Source organism: Pseudomonas sp. REP124 (genome assembly GCF_020164475.1).
In the GTDB taxonomy this organism is placed as follows: Bacteria; Pseudomonadota; Gammaproteobacteria; order Pseudomonadales; family Pseudomonadaceae; genus Aquipseudomonas.
In genome coordinates this window covers 36,056-56,592 of record NZ_JAIQWX010000025.1, presented here as the reverse complement: position 1 = coordinate 56,592, position 20,537 = coordinate 36,056, and the positions used below count along the sequence as shown (strand labels likewise).

Here is a 20,537-nt window from a genome sequence, read left to right as displayed (position 1 = left end):
GAGCGAGGCTTGCCCGCGAAGAACGATAACGCGCTCGCTCAGTCAGGCGACGAACCCGGCTTCGGCACCAGGAAGGTCACGCCATACCGCTCGGCCACCTCGAAAATCTTCGGCAAATCCTCCGGCACCTTGAACTGGTCCATCGCGGTGAAAAACTGCCCGCCCCGTGGATCGGACACCACGCCGATCATCTTCGCCGTGGCGCTGACATTCCGGTAGGCATGAATCGTCCCGCCGGGGATATGCACATAACCGCCCGCCGATACGGTGGTCGCCTTGCCTTCCACCGTCACTTCAACCTCGCCGTCGACCACATAAAAAGCCTCGTCCCAGGGATGAAAATGCGGGGGCGGGCCGCCGCCTTGCACGCCTTCCTGAATGTGCATTTCAAAGGGCTTGCTCATATCTCCGCCGGCCAGGACGGTGATTGCCTCGCCCACGACCTTGACCGGCGCTGGCGGGGCTTCGATGACGTGAACCGTGCGCATGATTGTTCTCCGGAGGTTACGCGGCACCCGCTGATTGTAGGCGCCTGAAACGCCGATGGCAGCCGCCGCGCCGGCCCGTCTGTCCGGGGCTTTTCAACGTTGATGGAATTTTCCCCCGCGCAGCTCGCTCTGCTGAGAAAGAGACGCGTCTATTGCGCGTCCTGCAGCTTTGAGCGGGGTGAGCCATGAACAAGGACCTGGATGACTACAACCGCATGCGTGATTTTTCTGCGACGTCGGAGCCGGCCGCCGTCAAGCCTTCGGGCAAGAGAAGCGCCAAGGACCATGCCTTGCAGTTCTGCATCCAGAAACACGACGCTTCGCGGCTGCACTACGATTTCCGCCTGGAGCTCGACGGCGCCCTGAAAAGCTGGGCGGTGCCCAAGGGACCGTCGCTGGATCCCACGGTCAAGCGCCTGGCGGTGCATGTCGAAGACCACCCGATCGATTACGCCACGTTCGAGGGCAGCATTCCCGAAGGGCATTACGGCGCGGGGGATGTGATCGTCTGGGACCGCGGTGTCTGGGTGCCTCAGGAGGATCCGGCCAAGGCCTACGCCAAGGGCAAACTGAAGTTCGAGTTGCAGGGCGAGAAGCTCGCCGGCCTGTGGAACCTGGTGCGCACGCACATGCCGGGCAAGCAGGAGCAGTGGTTTCTGATCAAGCATCAGGACGGTGCCGCCCGGCCACAAAGCGATTACGACGTGGTCGCCGCCGAGCCCGACAGCGTGCTCAGCGATCGCAGCATCGTAGCCAAGGCATCATCTAAGGCAGCAAAACCGGCGAAACCCAAAGCCATCAAAAAACCGGCCAAGGCGGCGCGCCCGGCCAAATCCGCGCAACTGACCGGCGCGCACAAGGCAAAACTGCCGGATCAGCTCAAACCCGAGCTGGCGACGCTGGTGGAGCGGGCCCCGGACGGTCAGTGGAGTTATGAGGTCAAGTTCGATGGCTACCGGATCATGGCGCGCATCGATCACGACGACGTCAAACTCTTCACCCGCAACGGCCACGACTGGACCCACAAGTTGCCGGAACAGGCCCGGGCGCTTGCGGGCCTGGGCCTTGAATCGGCCTGGCTCGACGGCGAAATGGTGGTGACCGACGAGCAGGGGGTGCCGGATTTCCAGGCGCTGCAAAACGCTTTCGAGGCCGAACGTAGCGCCGGGATTCTTTACTACCTGTTCGACATGCCATACCTCAACGGCGTGGATCTGCGCGAAGTGCCGGTGGAAGAGCGGCGGGCCGCGCTGGCGACCGTGCTCAAGACGTCGAAAGACCCGTTATTGCGTTTCTCCGATGCCTTTGCCGAAGACCCGGACGCCTTGCTCAACAGCGCCTGCCAGATGCGCATGGAAGGCCTGATCGGCAAGCGCCTGGGCTCGCCGTACGTGTCTCGGCGCAGCAGCGACTGGATCAAGCTCAAGTGCAAGCATCGACAGGAATTCGTCATCGTCGGCTTCACCGATCCCAAGGGTTCGCGCAATGCGTTCGGGGCATTGTTGCTGGGGCTGCATGACCGTGACAGCGGCGAATTGCGTTATGCCGGCAAGGTCGGTACCGGCTTTACCGAGGCCACGCTGCGCACGACTCATGAACAGCTCAAACCCTTGCAGACGAAAAAGCCGGCGGTGATCAATCCGCCCTCCGGTGCCGAATTCAAGGCCGTGCACTGGCTCAAGCCTCGGCTGCTGGCGGAAGTGGCCTTCGCCGAAATGACCAAGGAGGGTTCGGTGCGCCACGCGGTGTTCCATGGCCTGCGTGACGACAAACCCGCGAAAGAAATCACCGAGGAGCGTGCGAGCACCGTGAAAACCTCAACTGCGAAAAAGCCTGCCGCTACGAAGAAAGCGGCTGCCGCAAAACCCTCCGCCGCGCCAAAGAAGACCGAACCCGCGCCGTCCCAACTGGGGCTGGCCGAGGGCAAGGTGCGCATCACTCATCCTGAGCGGGTGATCGATGCCAGCAGCGGCGCCACCAAAATGCAATTGGCCGAGTATTACGCCAGCGTGGCCGAGTGGATCCTGCCGCAACTCAAGGACCGCCCGGTGGCGCTGGTGCGCGCGCCGGACGGGATCGGCGGTGAGCTGTTCTTCCAGAAGAACGCCGAGCGCCTGGCCATTCCCGGCATCGTCACCCTCGATCAGGAGCTGACGGGCCAGCCGATGATGGTGATCAACAGTGCCGAAGCCCTGGTGGGTGCGGTGCAGATGAGCACCGTGGAGCTGCACACCTGGAACGCGACTTCGGACAATCTCGAAAAACCCGACCGCTTCGTCCTCGACCTCGACCCGGATCCGGCGCTGCCTTGGAAACGCATGGTCGAGGCGACCCAGCTGACTCTGACGGTGCTCGATGAACTGGGGCTAAAGGCGTTCCTCAAGACCAGCGGCGGCAAGGGCATCCATCTGGTGGTGCCGCTGACCCGCAAGCTTGGCTGGGACGAGGTCAAGGATTTCAGCCACGGGATTGTCAGCCACATGGCGAAGATGCTGCCGGAGCGTTTTTCAGCGGTGTCCGGGCCGAAGAACCGGGTCGGGAAGATCTTCATCGACTACCTGCGCAACGGCCTGGGCGCCACCACCATCTGCGCCTACGCCGCCCGCACCCGCGAAGGTTTGCCGGTGTCGGTGCCGATCTTTCGCGAAGAGGTGGAAGAGCTCAAAGGTGGCAACCAGTGGAACATCCACAACGTCCACGAGCGCCTGGCGGAAGTGGGTGACGAGCCTTGGGCGGAGATGAAAAAGACCCGGCAGAGCATCACCGCCGAAATGCGGCGCAGGATCTCAATGAAGAAAACCTGATTCATTGTGGTCGATCACCCAACCATTGTAGGAGCGAGGCTTGCCCGCGAAGAGGCCGGCACATCCAACATCAATGTAGCCTGACAGTCAGCCATCGCGAGCAGGCCCGCTCCCACAGAGTATGGATGTACAGCCGCTACGGTTATTTGATGAAAGCCTGGAAGTCGCTACCCAACTTGTCGATCGCCGCCTTGAAATCCTGGGCGGTGACTTTCTGGCTTTCGTTGGAGAGCTGCTTGCCGAACACCTTGCGCACTACTTTGGCCACAGTCTGGTTGTTTTTCGCGTCGATGAACTCGGCCTCGATGAACAGCTCGGTGTCCTGATCCCGGTGACCGGTGGCGGCCTGGGTTGCACCAACCACTGCGGCGATAGGCACCACTTCATACCATTGCATGCCTTCGTTCGAAGCGCTCACCCCGGTGATGGCTGCGCGCATGATCAGGGTTTTCGAACCCGCCGGCGCCGCGCTCGGACTGCTGACCACTCGATACTTCTGACCGAGGGTGGTCTTGGCCTTGTTGGTCATGTAGTTCTGGATGTCATTGAGCGTCTGCTGGTTGACCCGCTCATTGGGCTTGGGTGCCGGGTAGAGTTCCAGCTTGTTGAACGCCACGGTGTCATAGGCATTCGGGTTCCACGAAGGGCTCACCCAGCGCATCGCGGTACCGCCGCTTGGCGTGGAGACTTCCTGCAGGTTGTTGTAGTTGGACAGGTAGCCGGAGTATTGCTCCCGCTCGGTGACTTTCGAGGTGCAGCCACCGAGCAGAAGCCCGGTCAGTGCGGCGCCGACAAGCAATTTTCGCGACAGGTTCATAGTGCTGGTTGCTCCTTGGTTTAAATCGTTTTCAAGTCTTGGGTCATCAGAAACGCCAGGTCATGTTTCCGGTCAGTGCTTGAATCCAGGAGTTGTCGAATTGACCGGAAATTCGATTACCGGAAAGAGATTTACTCTGGTCCACCGGCATGTCGCCCATCCAGATCATGGCCCAACTGACGTTCACGTCGGTGTCCTTGTCCAGAGCATAGGTGGCCCCTGTCGCAATGCGCCAGGATTCGGCCATCGGGATGATCACCGAGCGCTTGCTGTCGGAAACCGCACTGCTGTCGTAAGCCACTCCGACGTTCCACAACAGTTGTTCGGTGGCCTGGTATTGCGCGCCGAGGGACAGGTGCCAGGTGTCCTTGAAGCCGGCGTCGACATTGGTCGAGCGCGAATCGTTGGCCGAGGTATCGACCTCCACGCCGATATCGCCGAACTCCGACCAGTCCTGCCAGTTGAGCGAGGCGAGCAGGGCCCACTGCCGGTCCAGTTGCTGGAACAGGCTCAGGGTGACGGTTTGCGGAACGGTCATGTCCAGTTTGGTGGTGGTGCCGTCGAGTCGATCCAGCAGCGGCCCGTTGCCCTTGATGTCCAGACCGTCCTCGAACTCCAGATCCACCTTGCTGGTGTAGGTCAGGCCGATGCGGGTGCCGGGCTGCGGCGCGTAGATCACCCCGACATTGGCGCCGAAACCCCAATCCTTGTCCTTGTATTTGAACTGGCCGTCACCGCGATCGGTGAGCCCGAACGGCGAGCGATCGATGGCGGTCTGCGCCTGGAGCATGCCGTACATGGCCCTGACGCCGATGCCCACCGTCCATTGCTCGTTGAAGCGGTACGCCACGCTGGGCACCATCGACAGGCCGAGCAGGCTGGAGTTTTGCGAGAAGTAACGCCCCGACCAGTCATTGTCGTAATTGACCGCCAGGCCGAAATCGCCGTACTGACCGAAGCCCACGCTCCAGTGATCGTCCAGCTCATGGCTGACGAAAAAGCTGCCGCCATACATCGGGTCCAGCGCATTGCCGCTGCCGGTGCCGGAGACATTGGTGTCGTCGTCGCGATTGAACTTGATGTCGCCGTAAAGCACCTGCAAACCTGCGGTGATCTGCGTGCCCGGCAGGTAACTCATGCCCGCCGGGTTGCTGGCGATGGTGGAAGGGCCCTGGGCACGAGCAGCGGCGCCGGCGTTGGCCAGGCCGGCATTATCGGTGGCGATTTCGTAAAGCATGATGCCGCCGGCGTGCGCTTGCTGGCTGCACAGGGCGAGCAGGGTAAGGGTGGGCAGGGTCGCTGTTTTTGTCGGCATTGGATTACCTCAAAGACAGTTGGATGACGATGTGCAGGCGGGCTGGATTGAGCCTTCGAGACAAACTCCCGCGGCCATCGTTATTTATTGGATCCCCCGCGAGAGAGCGTAGGTTTGAATTGGGAAAAAGCCAGTCTGGGAGGTGATCGATGCAGTTGCGCCGGTGGTGGACCGTCAGGCATCGCGCAACAGGTCGTTGGCGTTGAGCACGGCGAAGGCGATTTCCGGGCATTTCTCCATGGCGCGGCGGATGGCGGCGGGGATTGAGGCGCGGGTCTTGCGGCACAGGCCTGGCAGTTCGCCGACCTGGATGTTGATGCCGCGCATGGTGCGCACTTCGTTGAAGCCGGGGGCGATCTCGACGCGGATGCCCAACTGGTCGAACATCCGCCGTTGCACGTGCTCAAGGTCCTGGAAGCTCTGCAGGTTTTCCAGGCGCTCGATCAGGCGTTTTTCTTCGTTGCGGGTCAGAAACAGGATGCGCACGTCCGCTCCCGGTGTTTCCAGCAACGGGTCACGCCCGCAGTCGCAGGCACCGGGCGGGCAGGGTTGGCGGATCGGCGCGGAGGTGGTCATGGGGATCCATCATAGAGCGCTGTGATCGGGTTTGCCCATAGCCATTCGCGACCTACGCGGAACGAAACTGTGGGAGCGGGCTTGCTCGCGAAAGCGGTGTGTCAGTCGACATCATTTTGTCTGACATACCGTATTCGCGAGCAAGCCCGCTCCCACAGGGGTTTTGTGTTGAGTCGCTTATCTCATTTGAGAACCAGCATCCGATAAACCCCGCCCTCGGCCTCGATCCCGTGGGTGTCATGGGTGAACCCCGGGAAGGATTTGTCGAACGCTTCCAGCGCCTTCAGATACGCCAGCAACGGTCCGTCCGCAGGCCCCGCATTCTCCCCCGGCATCAGCAACGGAATACCCGGCGGATACGGCACGATGCCGGTGGCGGCGATGCGGCCGGCGGCTTCTTCCAGGGTGACGCGCTCGATGTCGTTGCGCACCAGCTTTTCGTAGGCCTGCACCGGGCTGAACACCGCTTTGGGCAGCGTGCCGAAAGCCTGGGCCATGCTCGCGGTGGTCTTGTGCTGTTTCATTGCGGCGAAGATTTCGTCGGCCAAATCCTTGAGGCCCATGCCGGCGTAGCGGCTCTGGTTGGCCACCAGCAGTTCCGGCAGGCACAGCTCCAGTTCGAGGTTGTGGTCATAGTCGCGCTTGAAGTCGAGCAGCGAGTTGACCAGCGTGCCCCATTTGCCCTTGGTGATGCCGATGGAGAACAGGAACAGCAGGGTGAAGTCGGTGGTTTTCTCGACCACGATGCCCTGGTGCTCCAGGTACGCGCTGAGCACGCAGGCCGGGATGCCAGACTCCAGCAGCTTGCCGTCGTCGCCCATGCCGGGGCTGAGTACCGAAACCTTTATCGGGTCGAGCATGCAGTAGCCGTCTTCGATATCGCCGAAACCGTGCCACACCTCATTGGGGTGCAGGACCCAGCAATCGGGCTCGGTCTTGAGCAGCACCGGGTCGACTTCATGGAAGGGCACAGCGGTGCCGCCCACTTGGACCGTCGGGGGCTGCCAGCAGGTGAAGAACCAGTCGTCCTTGCTCGCCAGTTCGTCGTGCATGCGCGAGATGACCTGGCGGAAGGAGATCGCTTCTTCGATCGACTCGGTGGTCAGGATCTGCCCGCTTGGCGCTTCCATCATCGCCGAACTGACGTCGCAGGAGGCCATGATCGCGTAGTTGGGCGAGGTCGAGGCGTGCATCATGAACGACTCGTTGAAGCGCGCGTGTTCGATTGGGTTGCGGCCGTTGCGCACATGGATCATCGAGGCCTGGGACAGCGCCGCCAGCAGCTTGTGGGTCGACTGGGTGGCGAACACCGTTGGCCTGGATTCGTCATGATCGTTCGGGCTGCCGTGCATCGCATGGCGGTCGCGGTACAGCGGGTTGAAACGCGCGTAACCGTACCAGGCCTCATCGAAATGCAGGCGGTCGACGCTCTGGCCCAGCAGTTCCTCGACGCGGGTGACGTTGTAGGTCAGGCCGTCATAGGTGGAGTTGGTGATGATCGCGTGCACCGGCGTCGGGTCGATGTCGCCCTTGATCAACGGGTTCTCGGCAATCGCCTTTTTCACGCTCGCCGCGCTCAGGGTCTGCGGCAGGATAGGGCCGATGATGCCAAAGCGGTTGCGGGTCGGCACCAGATAGGTCGGCAAAGCCCCGGACAGGGTCATCGCGTGTTCGGCGGACTTGTGGCAGTTGCGGTCGCACAGCGCCACCTGATTGCGCGTGACGCTGGCCATCAGGATGACGCGGTTGGAGGTCGACGATCCGTTGGTCACGTAATAGGTGCGATGGGCGCCGAACACCTTCGCGGCGTAGCGCTCACCCTGACCGATCGGGCCGCTGTGATCGAGCAGCGAACCCAGTTCGCCGACGGAAATCGACAGGTCGGAACGCAGCAGGTTTTCCCCGAAGAACTCGTAGAACGCACGCCCCGCGGTGCTCTTCAGAAACGCCGTGCCACCGGCGTGGCCAGGCGTGTGCCAGGAGTATTCGCAGGAGCCGGAGAACTTCACCAGCGCGCCGAACATCGGTGGCAGCGCGGCCTGCCGATAACGCTCGATGGCCGACAGGATGCGTCCGCTGAGGAAACGGCTGGTGTCTTCAGGCAGCCAGATGAAGTCGTCGGCGTTCTGCATCACCACCAGCGGAATGCTCGACGCGGTGCTGCGATCGCTGATCAGGAACACCGGCACCCGGGTGTTGCGCTCGCGCAGGCTGGTCAGCAACTTGATGCACTGCTCGTGGCCTTCGCTGTCGTCCATTTCCCAGCTCAGCAGCAGGCACTGGATGGCTGGGTCAGTGCGCAGGATCGAGGTTGCATCGCTCAGGGATTCGGAGGCCAGCACGTGGACGCCGCGCTCTTCCACATCGCTGATCAATTGAATCTGCGCGCGGCCGAAGACCGTACGTTTGTCCGGCGGGCTGCTGACCAGCAAAGCCAGCATGCCGAGGGTCTGTTTATGTTCCGTCATGACTGAAGCTCCCGTTTGATTTTATGCACTCTGTTCACTGGCACCGGCTCGACCGTGAGGTGCTGCGCGCTGACGGTCTGGGTCGGCACGCTGTTGTTGAACGCCTCGAGGCGAATCAGGCGATTGTTGACGAACCCGAACAGCGTGTAGCCGAAAATGGTCGCCACGCCGCCGAGCATCAGCGCCTGCTCACCGGAGCTGTACAGCGCCAGGTAGCTGTAGGCTGCGGCGATCAGGGCGATGGCGTTGGTGACCATTGCCTTGTTTGCCGGCACGTTGGAGACCTTCTGGATTGTCGTCAGTGCGGCCATGGACAGGATGTACGGCACCAGGTTGGTGACCACCGCGAGATTGACCAGGATGTCGAATTGCTTGCTCAGGTCCGGGCTGATGGTCAGCAGGCCCATCGCCGTTTGCAGGCCCAGCAGGATCAGCATGCCGATGATCGGGGTGCCGGCCTTGTTGGCTTTGGCGAAGATCGGCATGAAGTAACCGGTGTCCGCCGAGCTCTTGAACACCTGGGCAATGGTGAACTGCCAGCCGAGCAGCGAACCGATGCACGCCAGCACCATCGCTGCCATCACGATGTCGCCCACCAGCGGGGTGAACATCTTGGCGAACACCAGGCCGAACGGCGCGGTGGAGGCGGCGAGTTCAGGGTTATCGACGATGCCGGCGATGACGTTGGTCGAAACGATGTAGATCACCGCCGCGCCCAGGGTGCCACCGAGTACCGCAATGGGTACGTTTTTCTCCGGGTTTTCCACCGCGTCGGTGTTGGCGCAGGCCGATTCCAGGCCAAGGAACGCCCACAGGGTGATGGCCACCGAGGCGCCCGCGGCCTCGAACCAGCTCTTGTCGTGGGGATTCCAGCCGGCGGCGTAGATGCTGCTGTCGAACCAGAACCAGCCCACAGTGGACACCAGCACCACCGGGGCAATTACGCCCCACACCGTGACCGCACCGATCCGCCCGGTGATCCGCGCGCCGCCGAAGTTGGCGAAGGTGGTGATCCACAGCAGGGCGATGGTCGCCAGACCCACTTGCATTGAGCCGAGCTTGATGTGGAACAGTTCCTGGATATAGCCGACCGCCGTGATGCTGATTGCCACGTTGGCAATCAGCAGCGAGAGGCCATAGGTGTAGTTGGTGATGTAGTTGCCGCCCTTGCCGAAGGTGTACTCCGCATAACCACCCATGCCGCCGGTCTTGCGGCTGAGCATCCCGCAACGCGCGAAGGCATAGGCCAGCGCCAGCGAACCGGTTGCGGTGACCAGCCAGGAAAGGATGGAAATGGCGCCGACTTCCGCCAGTTTCGAGGGCAGCAGCACGATGCCTGAGCCCAGCATATTGACGGCGGTCAGCATGGTCAGCTGGCCCACACTCATTTTTTTTACGACGGACATTCCATTGCCTCTTCGGTAGCCATTGAGCTTGTTAGCTATAGCAAAGCATTGAAATGTCGCAAGAAAATGACCGCCATTGGCTGACGTGGGTCATGGCTTTTCGGGAAGGCATTATGCTGGCCCCCAGGTTGTTCGCTTGTCGCCAGAATCGCAGCATTTTCAGACGGTTAGGGGGCAAAGCGAATGCGCAATATATGGATCGCGCTGATCTCGGTGGGCGTTGCGGGTCTCGCGACGGCTGCCCAGGCCAGGGAGCTGAAGGACAGTGACCGTTACATGTGCAGTTGGGGCGCGGGGACGGCGGCCAGGGCGCAGGAGCTGAAGTTGTCCGGGGTATCGTTGTACGCGGCGCGGCAGAAGATCCAGGCCTACAAGTTTTCCAAGCCATGGATGCGGATGACGGCGATGGGGATTACCGAACAGACCTACGACAGTCCGACCAGGATCAAGCCGGCGGCGGTTCGGGAGAGTTTTTATCAGGATTGTGTGAAGTTCAAGTTGGCTGGGCGCTGATGGGGTTGTTGTTTGTTATGTGTGAAGATCCGTTTCTGCGGTAACGGCCGCTACTGGTTCCGCTCTTACAGCGGGTCACTTTGAAGAGCGCAAAGTAACCAAACGCTCGTGCCCCTGACGTTCGGTGCCTCGCTGTGGCTCGGCATGCCCTCCTTCCGGTCCTGCTCCGTGGGCCCGCCGCCATCGGCCATCCATGGCCGGGGGCGGCTAACCCGGCATCCATGCCGGGTTGCCCACTACGCAGAACCTCCACTCGGCCTCACGAGGGGGCGATTATCGCGTGCACCTGTAGGAGCGAGCTTGCTCGCGATGGTGGTCAACGATGACGCTGGCTGCCTGATCCCCCGTGGTGTTCTGGCGTTCATCGCGAGCAAGCTCGCTCCTACAGTGGTTTTGTGTTCACCACAAAACTTGTGGGAGCTGGCTTGCCAGCGATGGCGGCCTGACAGCCGACCTGATTTCCCGGATGTACCCAAACCCACTGTGGGAGCGGGCTTGCTCGCGAAGGCGGCCTGACTGCCGACCTCGCTTTCTCGGATGTACCCGTTCCAATTGTGGGAGCGAGCCTGCTCGCGATGGTCGTCAATGATGACACCGGCAACCTGACACCCCGCGGTGTCCTGTCGTTCATCGCGAGCATGCTCGCTCCTACAGGAGAGGGGGAGGTTGACTTCGTCGGCCCGGCCGACTGTTCGGCGGGGGCCGTCTATATTGATAGACCGGGCCCGGGCGGAGGATTGCTGCGCGCCCGGTGCATATCATCGGCAGGCCGCTTTTCTGATTCACCTGAAATCGTATGAACCCAAACTCAATCAGGAGATCATCATGACCCAGCTCGACAAAGTCCTGTACACCGCCAAAACCCACACCACCGGTGGCCGCGACGGCGCGTCCAAAAGTTCGGACGGGATTCTCGACGTGAAACTGTCCTCCCCAGGCGCGGGCGGTGGGGGTACCAACCCTGAGCAATTGTTCGCCGCCGGCTGGTCAGCCTGCTTCATCGGCGCCATGGGCGTGGCAGCCAAGGAATTGAAGGTGGCACTGCCCAAGGACGTGGCCGTCGACACTGAAGTCGACCTGGGCACCAATGAAGGTGGCTACCTGTTGCAGGCGCGGTTGAATGTCAGCCTGCCCGGGCTTGATCGCGAAACCGCGCAAAAACTTGTCGATACCGGACACAAGTATTGCCCCTATTCGAAAGCCACACGCAACAACATCAATGTGGTGGTCAAGCTCGTCTGAGTTGAACTAACAAGGTCCTGGCAACCAATATCTGATCATTGTTGCCAGGACCAAAACTTTTCCAATGCAAACTTCCCTGAAAAATCCTTAATAAGAAGCTGTTTGTAGCACAAGGATTGTATGCACTTGCTGTGAACTTCGGCCTTTTTCAGGATCCAATCAGGCAAAAAAATAGTATGACTGTTTTATTTTGAGCTCTCTCGACTGAAAGTTGACCCAATTTGCGTGTGAAATTTTCCCGCGAGCAACTAGTGGATCCAAAAGATTGTACTAAGCATCATCTAAAACAAGCAGGCCAGCAGGAATGGGCTTCGACGAAGGTCTTAGGCCTTTGGTCCGATGTAAAATCGCTTGAAAATCCTCGACCGTCTGTCGGTCCCCCGCTCAAAAAATGAACATTCATTGGCTGAGACCCTCATAGTACGCAGCAAGTCACTTGATGACATGCGCCCCATCCAGCAAGAACAGAAGTGGAATCCGACCCTCATATGCAGTGAATGCAGATGGGGATTTTTTTACCAAAAAAATGAGAGGAACGAACTAAGCGGTTATTGAGGTCCTGGAGCGAACAATAGGAATCACATAACTAGCCTGTTGTTTATTTTCTTGTATGAGCAAGGTCATTCAGAGTCACCACACATAAGAACTCTGTTGATTGGCCTATCTGTACTATCGAATAAGGTGGAGATATTACCCGTGGCGATAAATACAATTATGAGCCTGATCGAACATAAAGAATTCATGGAGTTTCTGCGACTGGGCGTGGTTTACGTCCACCTGGTCGCCTGTTGCGTAGCGATAGGCCTGGTATTGACCAGCGATATCGCAATGGTCAGGGACATGTTGAAACGCAAGGCGCTCACCGATCACGATCATGCACACATGGAGAGCTTGCAGCGCAATGTCGTCTGGGCCTTGATCGTTCTCTGGATCACCGGCATGGCGATCATGGGCATCGACTATCTGGACAAGGGGATGCAGTACTTCATGAATCCCAAGCTCCAGGCCAAGATCATCATGGTCGTGATGCTGACCTACAACGGTGTCCTGCTGCATCGCCTGGTTCTGCCGGCACTGCAAAAGGCCGGTTCGCTGCTCAACCTCGGTTTCAGCGCGCGAATGATGGCGCTGTTCTGTGGCTCGCTTTCGGCCGTATCCTGGATGTATGCCGTCATGCTCGGGGTCGGACGTCCACTGGCCTGGAAATACTCGCTGTCGGAGCTGCTGATGGCGTATCCGGTGCTGATCGCCCTGGGCTTCGCGACAATGGTGGTGCTGACCCAGTACGCCAAGCGTCAGGAAACCGAAAGCGCGCCACAGCAATTGGCGGTCGCACACTAAAAGATCGGCACGGGAGCCTGGCTCACTGTAGCTGACGTAAAAAAGGGCACTGGCGACAGATTTCGGGAGCAGCGTCGCCAGGCCCTGAAACTTCAAACAGCAGGCGCCGACCCGATCCACTTGGTTACGGTCGGCGCCTGCCATCGTTCCAGCGCATCGATCAGGGCCGCGGGATCGGTGTCGAAAATCAGCATGTCGCGGTGCTCGGTTTTCATGAAACCTTCCTTCACCGCATGGTCCAGCAGGCTGCGCACCGGTTCGAAGAAACCTGCGATGTTCAGGCACGCCACGCCCTTGTGGTGCTCGCCCAGTTGCGTCAGCGTCGCCGCCTCGAACAACTCCTCGAACGTCCCCAGACCGCCCGGCAAGGCAATGAACGCATCGGCGTATTCGCTCATGCGGGTCTTGCGGCTGCGCATGTCCTGCGTCACTTCATGGTGGGTCAGTTGTGGATGCAGATGCCCGAGTTCGAACAGCAACCCGGTGATGATGCCCACCGCTTCGCCACCTTCGGCGAGCACGGTATCGGCCATCACCCCCATCAGCCCCTTGTCGGTCCCGCCATACACCAGGCGCAGGCCGCGCCGGGCGATTTCCCGGCCCAGGGCGCGGGCACCCTCAACATAGGCGGGGTTGAAGCCATGGTTGGAGCCGGAGAACACGGCGATGCTGCGCAATGCACGGGTATTGATCATCAAATTTCTTCCTGTAGGAGCGAGCTTGCTCGCGATGGACATTCAGGCAACGCGGTCATCCAGAAAGAACTGCGCCGCTGCCCGCTCGGCGTTCTCGCGGATGACCTCCAGCGCCTCGGGCTTCTGACCGGTACCTTCCACGGTGAAAAACCTCACATCGATCAGGCCGATGCTTGCCAGCACGGTCGTCAGCCAAGGCCGCAGGAAATCCGGTTGATGGGCATTGACCCCGCTGAAGGTGCTGCCCGACGCGACAGCCACATACACCGGCCGATCCCGCAGCGCACCGACCTTGCCTTGAGCCGTGATGCGAAAGGTGCGGTCGGCCTGGATCACATGGTCGAGCCAGGCCTTGAGCGCCGAGGGCACCATCAGGTTGTGCATGGGCGTGGCGATGACCACGCAATCGGCGCTTTCCAGTTCGCCGATCAGTTGTTCGGCCTGCAGCAACGCGCCCTGGCTGGCGACGAGGCTGGCCGGATCACGACGTTTGCTCACGGCCTGGGCATAGTCGGCATCGACATGGGTCAGGCCGGTGACACCCCGTTCGGTGATGATGAGATCGGTGCCCCGATGAGCGTCGATCAGGTGTTTGATCAGGGTTTGCGAAAGCCGATAGCTCTCGGAGGCAGTCCCTCGCGGGCTGCAGATCACGCGCAGTATTTTCATGGGACCCTTGGAAATCGGTGACAAGTAGGGTCTGCATGATGTGGCCGCTTGGATCAGTGACAAAGAGCCAAGAATTGCCTGTTTGCATGGACCATGCTCAGGCTTCAGAGCAGGGCGCGGATGCGTTCGCCCAGTCGTTCGGCGCTGGCTTGCGAGTCGATGTTGGCAAAACCCAGCATCAGGCCGCATTCGCTTTCGTGGCCGACGTAACACTCGCTCAAGGCTTCGGCGTAGATCCCCGCGTGCAACAGGCGCTCCACCAGTTCGCGGTCGGATTGCGCCCGGGTCAGGCGCAGGATCAGGTGCATGCCGCCGGGCTGCGCGTCGATGCGGACCTCATCGCCCAAGGCATTGCTCAGGCCCTTGACCGCTGATGTCCGGCGTTCGCCATAGAGCTTGCGCATACGCTGGATATGCCGGGCGAAATGACCTTCGGTGATGAAGGTGCTGACGATGGCCTGGGTCAATTCCGGAACGCCGCCGAGGAGCATCCGGGCGACCTGTTCGAAGCGCTCGACCTGCGCCGGCGGCACCACCAGATAGGCGATGCGGATCCCGGGAAACAGCACTTTGCTGAAGGTCCCCGCGTAAAGCACGCGACCCTCGCGATCCAGACTTTTGAGTGCGGGCAGCGGGCGGCTGACGTAGCGGTATTCGCCGTCGTAGTCGTCCTCGATGATCCACGCCTGCTCGCGGGCCGCCCATTCCAGCAGTTCCAGACGACGCGGCAAGGACAGCGACATGCACAACGGGCTCTGATGCGCCGGAGTGACCACCGCTGCGCGAGCGCCGGATGACTGAGCGATGCCCTGGGTGACTTGCATGCCATCGCGGTCCACGTCCACGGCTTGTATCCCGATTCGCAAAAGCTCCAGCAACTGGCGGGTAGGGGAGTAGCCGGGGTTTTCCACGAGGACGCGGTCGCCGGGTTGCAGCAAGGCGTGAACGATCAGCGTCAGGGTGTTGCGATAGCCCGAGGTCACGAACACTTGGGAAGGCTGGCAACTGATGCCGCGCGCCACTTGCAGGTAGCTGGCGATCGCGTTGCGCAGGGATTCCAGACCCTGGGCCGAGGGATTGGCCATTTCCGCAACGCCGGTGGCGCGCACGCATCGGGCGCCGATTTGCGCCCAGATTTTGCGCGGAAATTCGTCCAGCGCCGGCAGGGCCATCTGGAAGGGCAGAACCGGCGCCTTGTGCCGCGGCGTTGCGCCAAGTGATGAAGACGAAGTGTCGAGGTGCTCCGACGTCGGTCGGGTATTCAGTCCCGCGGCCACCACCGTTCCGGCCTGACCGCGCGGCTGGATATAGCCTTCGGCCGTCAGCAGCGAGTACGCGGTATCGACCGTGCCCCGGGCCAGCCCCAGTTCCTTGGCCAGCGCCCGCGCCGCCGGAATGCGCTCGCCTGGTGCGAGCACGCCATCGCTGATCGCCCCGCGAAAACGCCAGTAGATTTGCCGGTAGATCGGTTCCGCAGAACTCGGGTCGAGGGGCGACTGGCTGTTGATGGGGTTGGTCATGAATTCACTCTGGATAATCACCGATGATTTCGTAAGAGCATGGCTTGCCCGCGAAGGCGTCCGTGAAATCGCCTTCGCGGGCAAGCCATGCTCCTACAAAAAAGCGGTCCGCGATCTGGTAAAAAAACATCCTACCTGCCTTCACGGCCTCCCTTGAAGGGCCATGAATCGACAAAACGACTAGTCCATCATGGCCCAGTACGCAATCCAGAACATGGCTCTTCAACCATAGGCCAAGCAGGCTCAGCATGCAGTCCTCCACACAGCAATCCGAGGATTCATCATGACTCAACGTATCGACTACGCCAGCGCCGCTCCCGATGGTTACAAGGCCTTCGGCAACGTCTATGGCTACCTGCTCAAAACCGATTTGCCCGCCGAGCTGGTCGATCTGGTTTATCTGCGGATTTCGCTGATCAACGGCTGCGCGTTCTGCATCGACATGCACTCGCGTGATCTGCTGCGCCTCGGCGTTTCGGTAGAAAAACTGGTGCTGGTGCCGGTATGGCATGACGCAGGCAATGTGTTCTCCCAACGTGAGCGCGTGGCCCTGGCATGGGCGGAAAGTGTCACCAACGTGGCTGAATCCGGCGTCAGCGATGCCGACTATGCCGCCGTTGCGGCGGTGTTCAGCGAGAAGGAACTGGCTGATCTGACATATGCCATCAGCCTGATGAACGCCTTCAACCGACTCGGCGTGGCATTCCGTTCGAAACCGGCGGCTGTCACCGCCTGATCGCTTTTATGCTCGCTCGCCCGGCTTCGACAGCGGGCGAACACTTTGAAAGGAGAAGAGGCACATGGCCTGGGCACTGCTGGCGATCGCCGGCGTTCTGGAAATCGCCTTCGCTTTCTTCATGAAGGGCTCCGAAGGTTTCACACGACTGGTCCCCGGCGTCCTGACAATCGTCACCGGGCTGTCGAGCGTGTTTCTGCTGTCGCTGTCGTTGCGTACCTTGCCGGTGGGCACCGCCTACGCGGTCTGGACCGGCATCGGCGCAGTCGGCACCGCGATCATCGGCATGGCCGTACTCGGCGACTCCACCGCACCGCTGCGCATTCTCTGCATCGCGGTGATCCTCGTCGGCATCATCGGCCTGAAACTGGTGTGACCCCCGTCCCTGTAGGAGCGAGCTTGCTCGCGATGGACGACAGTACACCGCGGGGTATCAGGCACCCCGCGTTATCGTTGACGACCATCGCGAGCATGCTCGCTCCTACAGGGGCGGGGTTATTTCCCGCCAGCCGTCACCTCCTGATAAATCTCCTGCAAGTTCGCCTTGCGCTCCTGGGTCGTCGGATGGCGCATGGCCGGTGACTTGACGATGTCTTCCACATCGCCCGCCATGGCTTCCATCTGGTTGCCGGAGGCTTTTTTGGACGAAGCCTGATTAGCCGGCAGGTCCTTGATGAACGCATTGATCATCGCAGCCAGTTGCTGACGATCGGGATAGACCCGGCTGAGCATTTTCACCGCGCAGGAATCGGCCTGCAGTTCCTGATCGACATGGTGTTTGGTGAATTGTCCCTTCTCCAGCTTGACCCGGTCGACCACCGCCTTGGGATTGCCCTTGGCGTTTTCCATCACCTTGAGCAATTCCGATTTGGCGCTGAAGGAGTCGACCACCAGGCTCTGCATCTCCTTGGTTTCATGGCGCTGCAGCACATGGGAGATTTCGTGGGCCAGGGCGAACCAGGCCTTTTGCTGCATCTGCGGCGAGCTCAACAGGCCCTTGTCCAGATACAGATAACCACCCGGCAGGGCGAGGGCGTTGTGGTTGTCAGTGGCGACGATGAACAGCTTGAATTGATAGTCGTAGGGTTCGTGGACGCTGGCCAGAATGTCCTTGAGCATCTTGTCGGCGGTGGGGTAGTACTTGCGGCCCTGCTTGCCGTCGCGGGACAACAGGTCGCCCTCGGACGCATCGTGCTGGCGCTGGGCGTACATGACTTCGGCGCTCATGGGCATCCAGTTCAATTGCTTGGCCGCGCGCTTGGCCGAGTCGCCGAGTTTGTCGCTACCGGGGGCGGCAGGTTGCGCACCTTTTCCGCCGAACAGTTTGCTCAACTGTCCGGGGACGGCCTTGAGACCTTCCTTCACGCCTTCCTGCACACCGAACACCGTGAGCGAGGCGAAATTTTGCGTCAGCGTGTAGGGCTGCACCAGTTCGGAACAATGGCGGTCGAGCACCACCAGTGCTCGAGGCGGCAACGTGTCGAACTCCTTGACGTGTTCGGAGCCTGCCTGGCTGCTGAAAGGGTTGGACAGTTTCGGTGTGCTGCAGGCACTGGTCAGTATCACCAGCGCCAACACTCCGTGCAGGGCCACGCGCGTGTTCATGGTGCATCCCCGACAGGTGCTTGCCTGTCATTTGACCTGTTGCTTGATCTGGTTGATGCGCAAATCCCTGGCGCTGTAAAAACCCTCTTCATCGAGGATCGCCGCTTCGTACACCATGCGCAGGGTCGGGTCGCTGACCTCCTTGCGGACCTTGTCCAGGCGGGAGCGAACCTCGGGGTCGGATTGGGCCTTGGCGAGATCGGCCTGGGCGGCCTGCGGGTTGAAGGGGCGGTCTTCTTCGAGTTTGCGGCCGCCGACTTTGCGGGTGTTTGTGACCCTGCCCAGCACCGACGTGAGGGAACCGCATTCGGCCTGTTCCTTGTCTTTCCAGATCAGTTGCAGAATGTTGTCCAGTACGCCGCTGCTGTGGTTCAGGTCCTGCAACCCCTGGCATTGTTGAGCCATGGCGGGCACTGCGGTCATCAGCAGCAATGTCGCGATGGCAAAGCGGATCGGCTTCATGACATTTCCCTCGGCGGGTCAATGGATAAAAAGGGCGAATACGAGCAATAGGAAAAACGCCAGCCTACGCAGGATCAGCAAGGCTAACGCCCAGTACTGTCCGGAACGCAGCAGACGCGCGAAATCCAGGTAGAAAAAACGTGTTGCTCGCTCCTGCAAGCCGTGGGCGTGATGCGGGCGTTGCTCCCGTTCCTCTGCGACCTTTTGGGCAAAACTGTCCGGGCCAACACTCTGTGCCTTTTCCAGGCGGTTAATCAGCGCCTGACGCTGCTCATAACCTTCCTCGACGGCGGCTCTTACGGCGCTGCTGAAAAAGCTTTCGATCAACATGCCCAGGGCAATCGGAATCGGTGACAGCCAGAGACTGCAATGGCGCAGCAGCCAGAAAGACACGAAGGTCAGCATAAGGACCACGATCGACAAACCGGCGCCTAGCAACAGAATCCGCCAGGGAGCCCGTTGACGATCAAAGGCGCTGGAGCTGAAACGCAGGGAAAAATACCGCCGCCAGGACAGATCGATCAGGCTGCCCATCAACAGGCCGAGTCCGACGTCCAGAACGAATGCGAGCCCGTCGTTGCCCTTTGTGGGTTGCAGCAGAGACATGAAGGCCGCCGCATGCACTTCCACGCCGTACATGGTGCCGACAGGCGTGAGGTAGGTGTCACTGTCGCCGTAACCGCTGCCGAGAAAGACCACCGGCAGGTTCAAGTCGGCGTTGGTCGGGACACAGGGGTCGCATTGAGGCTTGCGTGAAGGCAACTCGCTGAGTGCAACGGCACGTAAACCCGAGAAGTATTGCCCCGGGCTGATGACCAGCGGTGGAACCTGTTCTTTGTGTTGATTGCTCAGGCAGTTTTTCAACCTGACGGGTTTGTTCGGGTAGTTGTCGAACGCAACGGCGGCCAGCGAGTCGGCACTGCAGTCAATGGCGTTAACCAGTCCGTAGCGAATGCGGATGATGGGATCGGCGAAGGACACATATCCATCAAGGTCTTCACGCCACTGTTCGATGTTCGCCTGAGCTTTCGCATCCAGCATTTCGAAGGGCGCCATCAACACAGTTCGCGTAGGTCGAAGCTGCCCAAGCAATGTCTTGAGTTGAGCGTTGCAATACTCGGCAGCATCGTTTTCCGGACCGGCAACAGGCATGGAGGGAGACAGGTCGAGATCTATTACCAGCAGTTTGGGAGGCTTGGGCAAATCGTAAATCGCCTCCAGATCCTTTTTCAGCTCGCAGCGATCCAGGGGGTTACGTTCGCGGTAGTAGTCCTCATGGCTTTGCTGATCGATCAGAACCACCGCGACCGTGGGCCGGTCGCCCAGATCCTGCGAAACGTCATGGGCCGTGAGATTGCCGATGCCGAGAAAGGCATATCCGTCGACGGCATCGAGCAAGTGAAACCGGTGATGGCAGATCCCGACGATGGCAGCCACCATCAACGCCGCCGGCAAATGGTGCGTGCAGACAGATAGGAAATGCGCGAGCCAGTGCTCGGACTTCGCATGGCCGGTCATAACGTTACTTCCGCCATTCACAAAACGCTGACCCGACAACCAGCCGGGGACGGTGCAGAAGACTGCCGTTGTTGCGTTCCGGTACGAGCAATGCCTACAGCACTGCAAGGAATGGCTTGTTCAACCGTTGCGCTCCCTGTAGACCCTAGCAGTTGGCCAGTGCCCCGCAAGCGCCCTTTATCGGCGCAATAGTCCTCTTGATCCCTGCTGTTTCGTGGATGTTACACAATGGATCCTTGCCACGGTGGTTCCGGGATGCCGTCTTCGCGGGCAAGCCTCGCTCCTACAGAGTGGGCGTTTGCGGGCCAGCACAGAACCCTGTAGGAGCGAGGCTTGCCCGCGAAAGCGATCGATCAGGCGAC

General features: G+C 60.5%; 19 protein-coding genes. 6 read left to right on the top strand and 13 right to left on the bottom strand.

Annotated elements, in window-relative coordinates:
- Nucleotides 1–38: 38 nt before the first annotated feature.
- Nucleotides 39–488 carry a cupin domain-containing protein gene (locus tag K9857_RS09050; RefSeq protein ID WP_224535011.1) on the bottom strand — a complete coding sequence of 150 codons (450 nt, stop codon included), beginning with the start codon at nt 486–488 and terminating at the stop codon, nt 39–41.
- A 185-nt stretch (nt 489–673) separates the two neighbouring features.
- Between K9857_RS09050 and ligD the strand changes: the two genes are divergently transcribed.
- Nucleotides 674–3,292, top strand: coding sequence for a DNA ligase D (ligD, locus tag K9857_RS09045; protein WP_224535009.1), 2,619 nt, complete (start codon nt 674–676; stop codon nt 3,290–3,292).
- 142 nt (nt 3,293–3,434) lie between these two features.
- Here the strand turns inward: ligD and K9857_RS09040 are convergent, their stop codons facing one another.
- The 5 genes from K9857_RS09040 to potE all read right to left on the bottom strand — a co-directional run bounded on the left by K9857_RS09040 (nt 3,435) and on the right by potE (nt 9,874).
- Nucleotides 3,435–4,109 carry a DUF3313 domain-containing protein gene (locus K9857_RS09040; RefSeq protein WP_224535007.1) on the bottom strand — a complete coding sequence of 225 codons (675 nt, stop codon included), beginning with the start codon at nt 4,107–4,109 and terminating at the stop codon, nt 3,435–3,437.
- Between the two features lie 46 nt (nt 4,110–4,155).
- Nucleotides 4,156–5,424 carry an OmpP1/FadL family transporter gene (locus tag K9857_RS09035; RefSeq protein WP_224535005.1) on the bottom strand — a complete coding sequence of 423 codons (1,269 nt, stop codon included), beginning with the start codon at nt 5,422–5,424 and terminating at the stop codon, nt 4,156–4,158.
- 174 nt (nt 5,425–5,598) lie between these two features.
- The gene (locus tag K9857_RS09030) at nt 5,599–6,000 is read right to left on the bottom strand and encodes a hypothetical protein (protein WP_224535003.1); all 402 of its coding nucleotides are present in this window, start codon (nt 5,998–6,000) and stop codon (nt 5,599–5,601) included.
- 182 nt (nt 6,001–6,182) lie between these two features.
- On the bottom strand, nt 6,183–8,468 hold the full coding sequence (locus K9857_RS09025) for an Orn/Lys/Arg decarboxylase N-terminal domain-containing protein (protein WP_224535001.1): 2,286 nt from the start codon (nt 8,466–8,468) through the stop codon (nt 6,183–6,185).
- Nucleotides 8,465–9,874 (bottom strand): putrescine-ornithine antiporter, encoded by a 1,410-nt coding sequence (gene potE, locus K9857_RS09020; protein WP_224534999.1) that lies wholly within the window; start codon nt 9,872–9,874, stop codon nt 8,465–8,467. The genes K9857_RS09025 and potE overlap by 4 nt, the downstream gene beginning before the upstream one ends.
- Before the next feature lie 183 nt (nt 9,875–10,057).
- Between potE and K9857_RS09015 the strand changes: the two genes are divergently transcribed.
- The 3 genes from K9857_RS09015 to K9857_RS09005 all read left to right on the top strand — a co-directional run bounded on the left by K9857_RS09015 (nt 10,058) and on the right by K9857_RS09005 (nt 12,970).
- The gene (locus tag K9857_RS09015; protein WP_224534997.1) at nt 10,058–10,387 is read left to right on the top strand and encodes a hypothetical protein; all 330 of its coding nucleotides are present in this window, start codon (nt 10,058–10,060) and stop codon (nt 10,385–10,387) included.
- An 825-nt stretch (nt 10,388–11,212) separates the two neighbouring features.
- Nucleotides 11,213–11,629 (top strand): organic hydroperoxide resistance protein, encoded by a 417-nt coding sequence (locus K9857_RS09010; RefSeq protein ID WP_224534995.1) that lies wholly within the window; start codon nt 11,213–11,215, stop codon nt 11,627–11,629.
- 696 nt (nt 11,630–12,325) lie between these two features.
- A complete protein-coding gene (locus K9857_RS09005) occupies nt 12,326–12,970 on the top strand; it encodes a hypothetical protein (protein ID WP_224534993.1) in 645 nt (214 codons plus the stop codon).
- A 92-nt stretch (nt 12,971–13,062) separates the two neighbouring features.
- Here the strand turns inward: K9857_RS09005 and K9857_RS09000 are convergent, their stop codons facing one another.
- The 4 genes from K9857_RS09000 to K9857_RS08985 all read right to left on the bottom strand — a co-directional run bounded on the left by K9857_RS09000 (nt 13,063) and on the right by K9857_RS08985 (nt 16,104).
- Nucleotides 13,063–13,665 (bottom strand): TIGR00730 family Rossman fold protein, encoded by a 603-nt coding sequence (locus tag K9857_RS09000; RefSeq protein ID WP_224534991.1) that lies wholly within the window; start codon nt 13,663–13,665, stop codon nt 13,063–13,065.
- A gap of 42 nt (nt 13,666–13,707) precedes the next feature.
- Nucleotides 13,708–14,334, bottom strand: coding sequence for an FMN-dependent NADH-azoreductase (locus K9857_RS08995; protein ID WP_224534989.1), 627 nt, complete (start codon nt 14,332–14,334; stop codon nt 13,708–13,710).
- 104 nt (nt 14,335–14,438) lie between these two features.
- Nucleotides 14,439–15,854, bottom strand: coding sequence for a PLP-dependent aminotransferase family protein (locus K9857_RS08990; protein WP_224534987.1), 1,416 nt, complete (start codon nt 15,852–15,854; stop codon nt 14,439–14,441).
- A 4-nt stretch (nt 15,855–15,858) separates the two neighbouring features.
- Nucleotides 15,859–16,104, bottom strand: coding sequence for a hypothetical protein (locus tag K9857_RS08985; protein WP_224534986.1), 246 nt, complete (start codon nt 16,102–16,104; stop codon nt 15,859–15,861).
- A 33-nt stretch (nt 16,105–16,137) separates the two neighbouring features.
- Between K9857_RS08985 and K9857_RS08980 the strand changes: the two genes are divergently transcribed.
- Nucleotides 16,138–16,590 (top strand): carboxymuconolactone decarboxylase family protein, encoded by a 453-nt coding sequence (locus tag K9857_RS08980; protein ID WP_224534983.1) that lies wholly within the window; start codon nt 16,138–16,140, stop codon nt 16,588–16,590.
- Between the two features lie 64 nt (nt 16,591–16,654).
- Nucleotides 16,655–16,966: a DMT family transporter gene (locus K9857_RS08975; RefSeq protein WP_224534981.1), complete on the top strand. Its 312-nt coding sequence runs from the start codon at nt 16,655–16,657 to the stop codon at nt 16,964–16,966.
- A gap of 119 nt (nt 16,967–17,085) precedes the next feature.
- Here K9857_RS08975 and K9857_RS08970 read toward each other — a convergent pair whose 3' ends face one another.
- The 3 genes from K9857_RS08970 to K9857_RS08960 are packed head-to-tail and all read right to left on the bottom strand — an operon-like array spanning nt 17,086 to nt 20,175.
- Nucleotides 17,086–18,195, bottom strand: a complete 1,110-nt coding sequence (locus K9857_RS08970) for a M48 family metalloprotease (RefSeq protein ID WP_224534978.1) — start codon at nt 18,193–18,195, stop codon at nt 17,086–17,088.
- A gap of 27 nt (nt 18,196–18,222) precedes the next feature.
- Nucleotides 18,223–18,657 (bottom strand): hypothetical protein, encoded by a 435-nt coding sequence (locus K9857_RS08965; protein ID WP_224534976.1) that lies wholly within the window; start codon nt 18,655–18,657, stop codon nt 18,223–18,225.
- 18 nt (nt 18,658–18,675) lie between these two features.
- The gene (locus K9857_RS08960) at nt 18,676–20,175 is read right to left on the bottom strand and encodes a CHASE2 domain-containing protein (protein WP_224534974.1); all 1,500 of its coding nucleotides are present in this window, start codon (nt 20,173–20,175) and stop codon (nt 18,676–18,678) included.
- Nucleotides 20,176–20,537 lie beyond the last annotated feature (362 nt).

Bases quoted from the DNA above. Each gene is read 5' to 3' on its own strand.
- K9857_RS09030 (WP_224535003.1), bottom strand. From the start codon at position 6,000: ATGACCACCTCCGCGCCGATCCGCCAACCCTGCCCGCCCGGTGCCTGC.
- K9857_RS08970 (WP_224534978.1), bottom strand. From the start codon at position 18,195: ATGAACACGCGCGTGGCCCTGCACGGAGTGTTGGCGCTGGTGATACTG.
- K9857_RS09015 (WP_224534997.1), top strand. From the start codon at position 10,058: ATGCGCAATATATGGATCGCGCTGATCTCGGTGGGCGTTGCGGGTCTC.
- K9857_RS09025 (WP_224535001.1), bottom strand. From the start codon at position 8,468: ATGACGGAACATAAACAGACCCTCGGCATGCTGGCTTTGCTGGTCAGC.
- K9857_RS09000 (WP_224534991.1), bottom strand. From the start codon at position 13,665: ATGATCAATACCCGTGCATTGCGCAGCATCGCCGTGTTCTCCGGCTCC.
- K9857_RS08960 (WP_224534974.1), bottom strand. From the start codon at position 20,175: ATGACCGGCCATGCGAAGTCCGAGCACTGGCTCGCGCATTTCCTATCT.
- K9857_RS09010 (WP_224534995.1), top strand. From the start codon at position 11,213: ATGACCCAGCTCGACAAAGTCCTGTACACCGCCAAAACCCACACCACC.
- K9857_RS08980 (WP_224534983.1), top strand. From the start codon at position 16,138: ATGACTCAACGTATCGACTACGCCAGCGCCGCTCCCGATGGTTACAAG.
- ligD (WP_224535009.1), top strand. From the start codon at position 674: ATGAACAAGGACCTGGATGACTACAACCGCATGCGTGATTTTTCTGCG.
- K9857_RS09050 (WP_224535011.1), bottom strand. From the start codon at position 488: ATGCGCACGGTTCACGTCATCGAAGCCCCGCCAGCGCCGGTCAAGGTC.
- K9857_RS08990 (WP_224534987.1), bottom strand. From the start codon at position 15,854: ATGACCAACCCCATCAACAGCCAGTCGCCCCTCGACCCGAGTTCTGCG.
- K9857_RS09040 (WP_224535007.1), bottom strand. From the start codon at position 4,109: ATGAACCTGTCGCGAAAATTGCTTGTCGGCGCCGCACTGACCGGGCTT.
- K9857_RS08975 (WP_224534981.1), top strand. From the start codon at position 16,655: ATGGCCTGGGCACTGCTGGCGATCGCCGGCGTTCTGGAAATCGCCTTC.
- K9857_RS09035 (WP_224535005.1), bottom strand. From the start codon at position 5,424: ATGCCGACAAAAACAGCGACCCTGCCCACCCTTACCCTGCTCGCCCTG.
- K9857_RS08985 (WP_224534986.1), bottom strand. From the start codon at position 16,104: ATGCTGAGCCTGCTTGGCCTATGGTTGAAGAGCCATGTTCTGGATTGC.
- K9857_RS08965 (WP_224534976.1), bottom strand. From the start codon at position 18,657: ATGAAGCCGATCCGCTTTGCCATCGCGACATTGCTGCTGATGACCGCA.
- K9857_RS08995 (WP_224534989.1), bottom strand. From the start codon at position 14,334: ATGAAAATACTGCGCGTGATCTGCAGCCCGCGAGGGACTGCCTCCGAG.
- potE (WP_224534999.1), bottom strand. From the start codon at position 9,874: ATGTCCGTCGTAAAAAAAATGAGTGTGGGCCAGCTGACCATGCTGACC.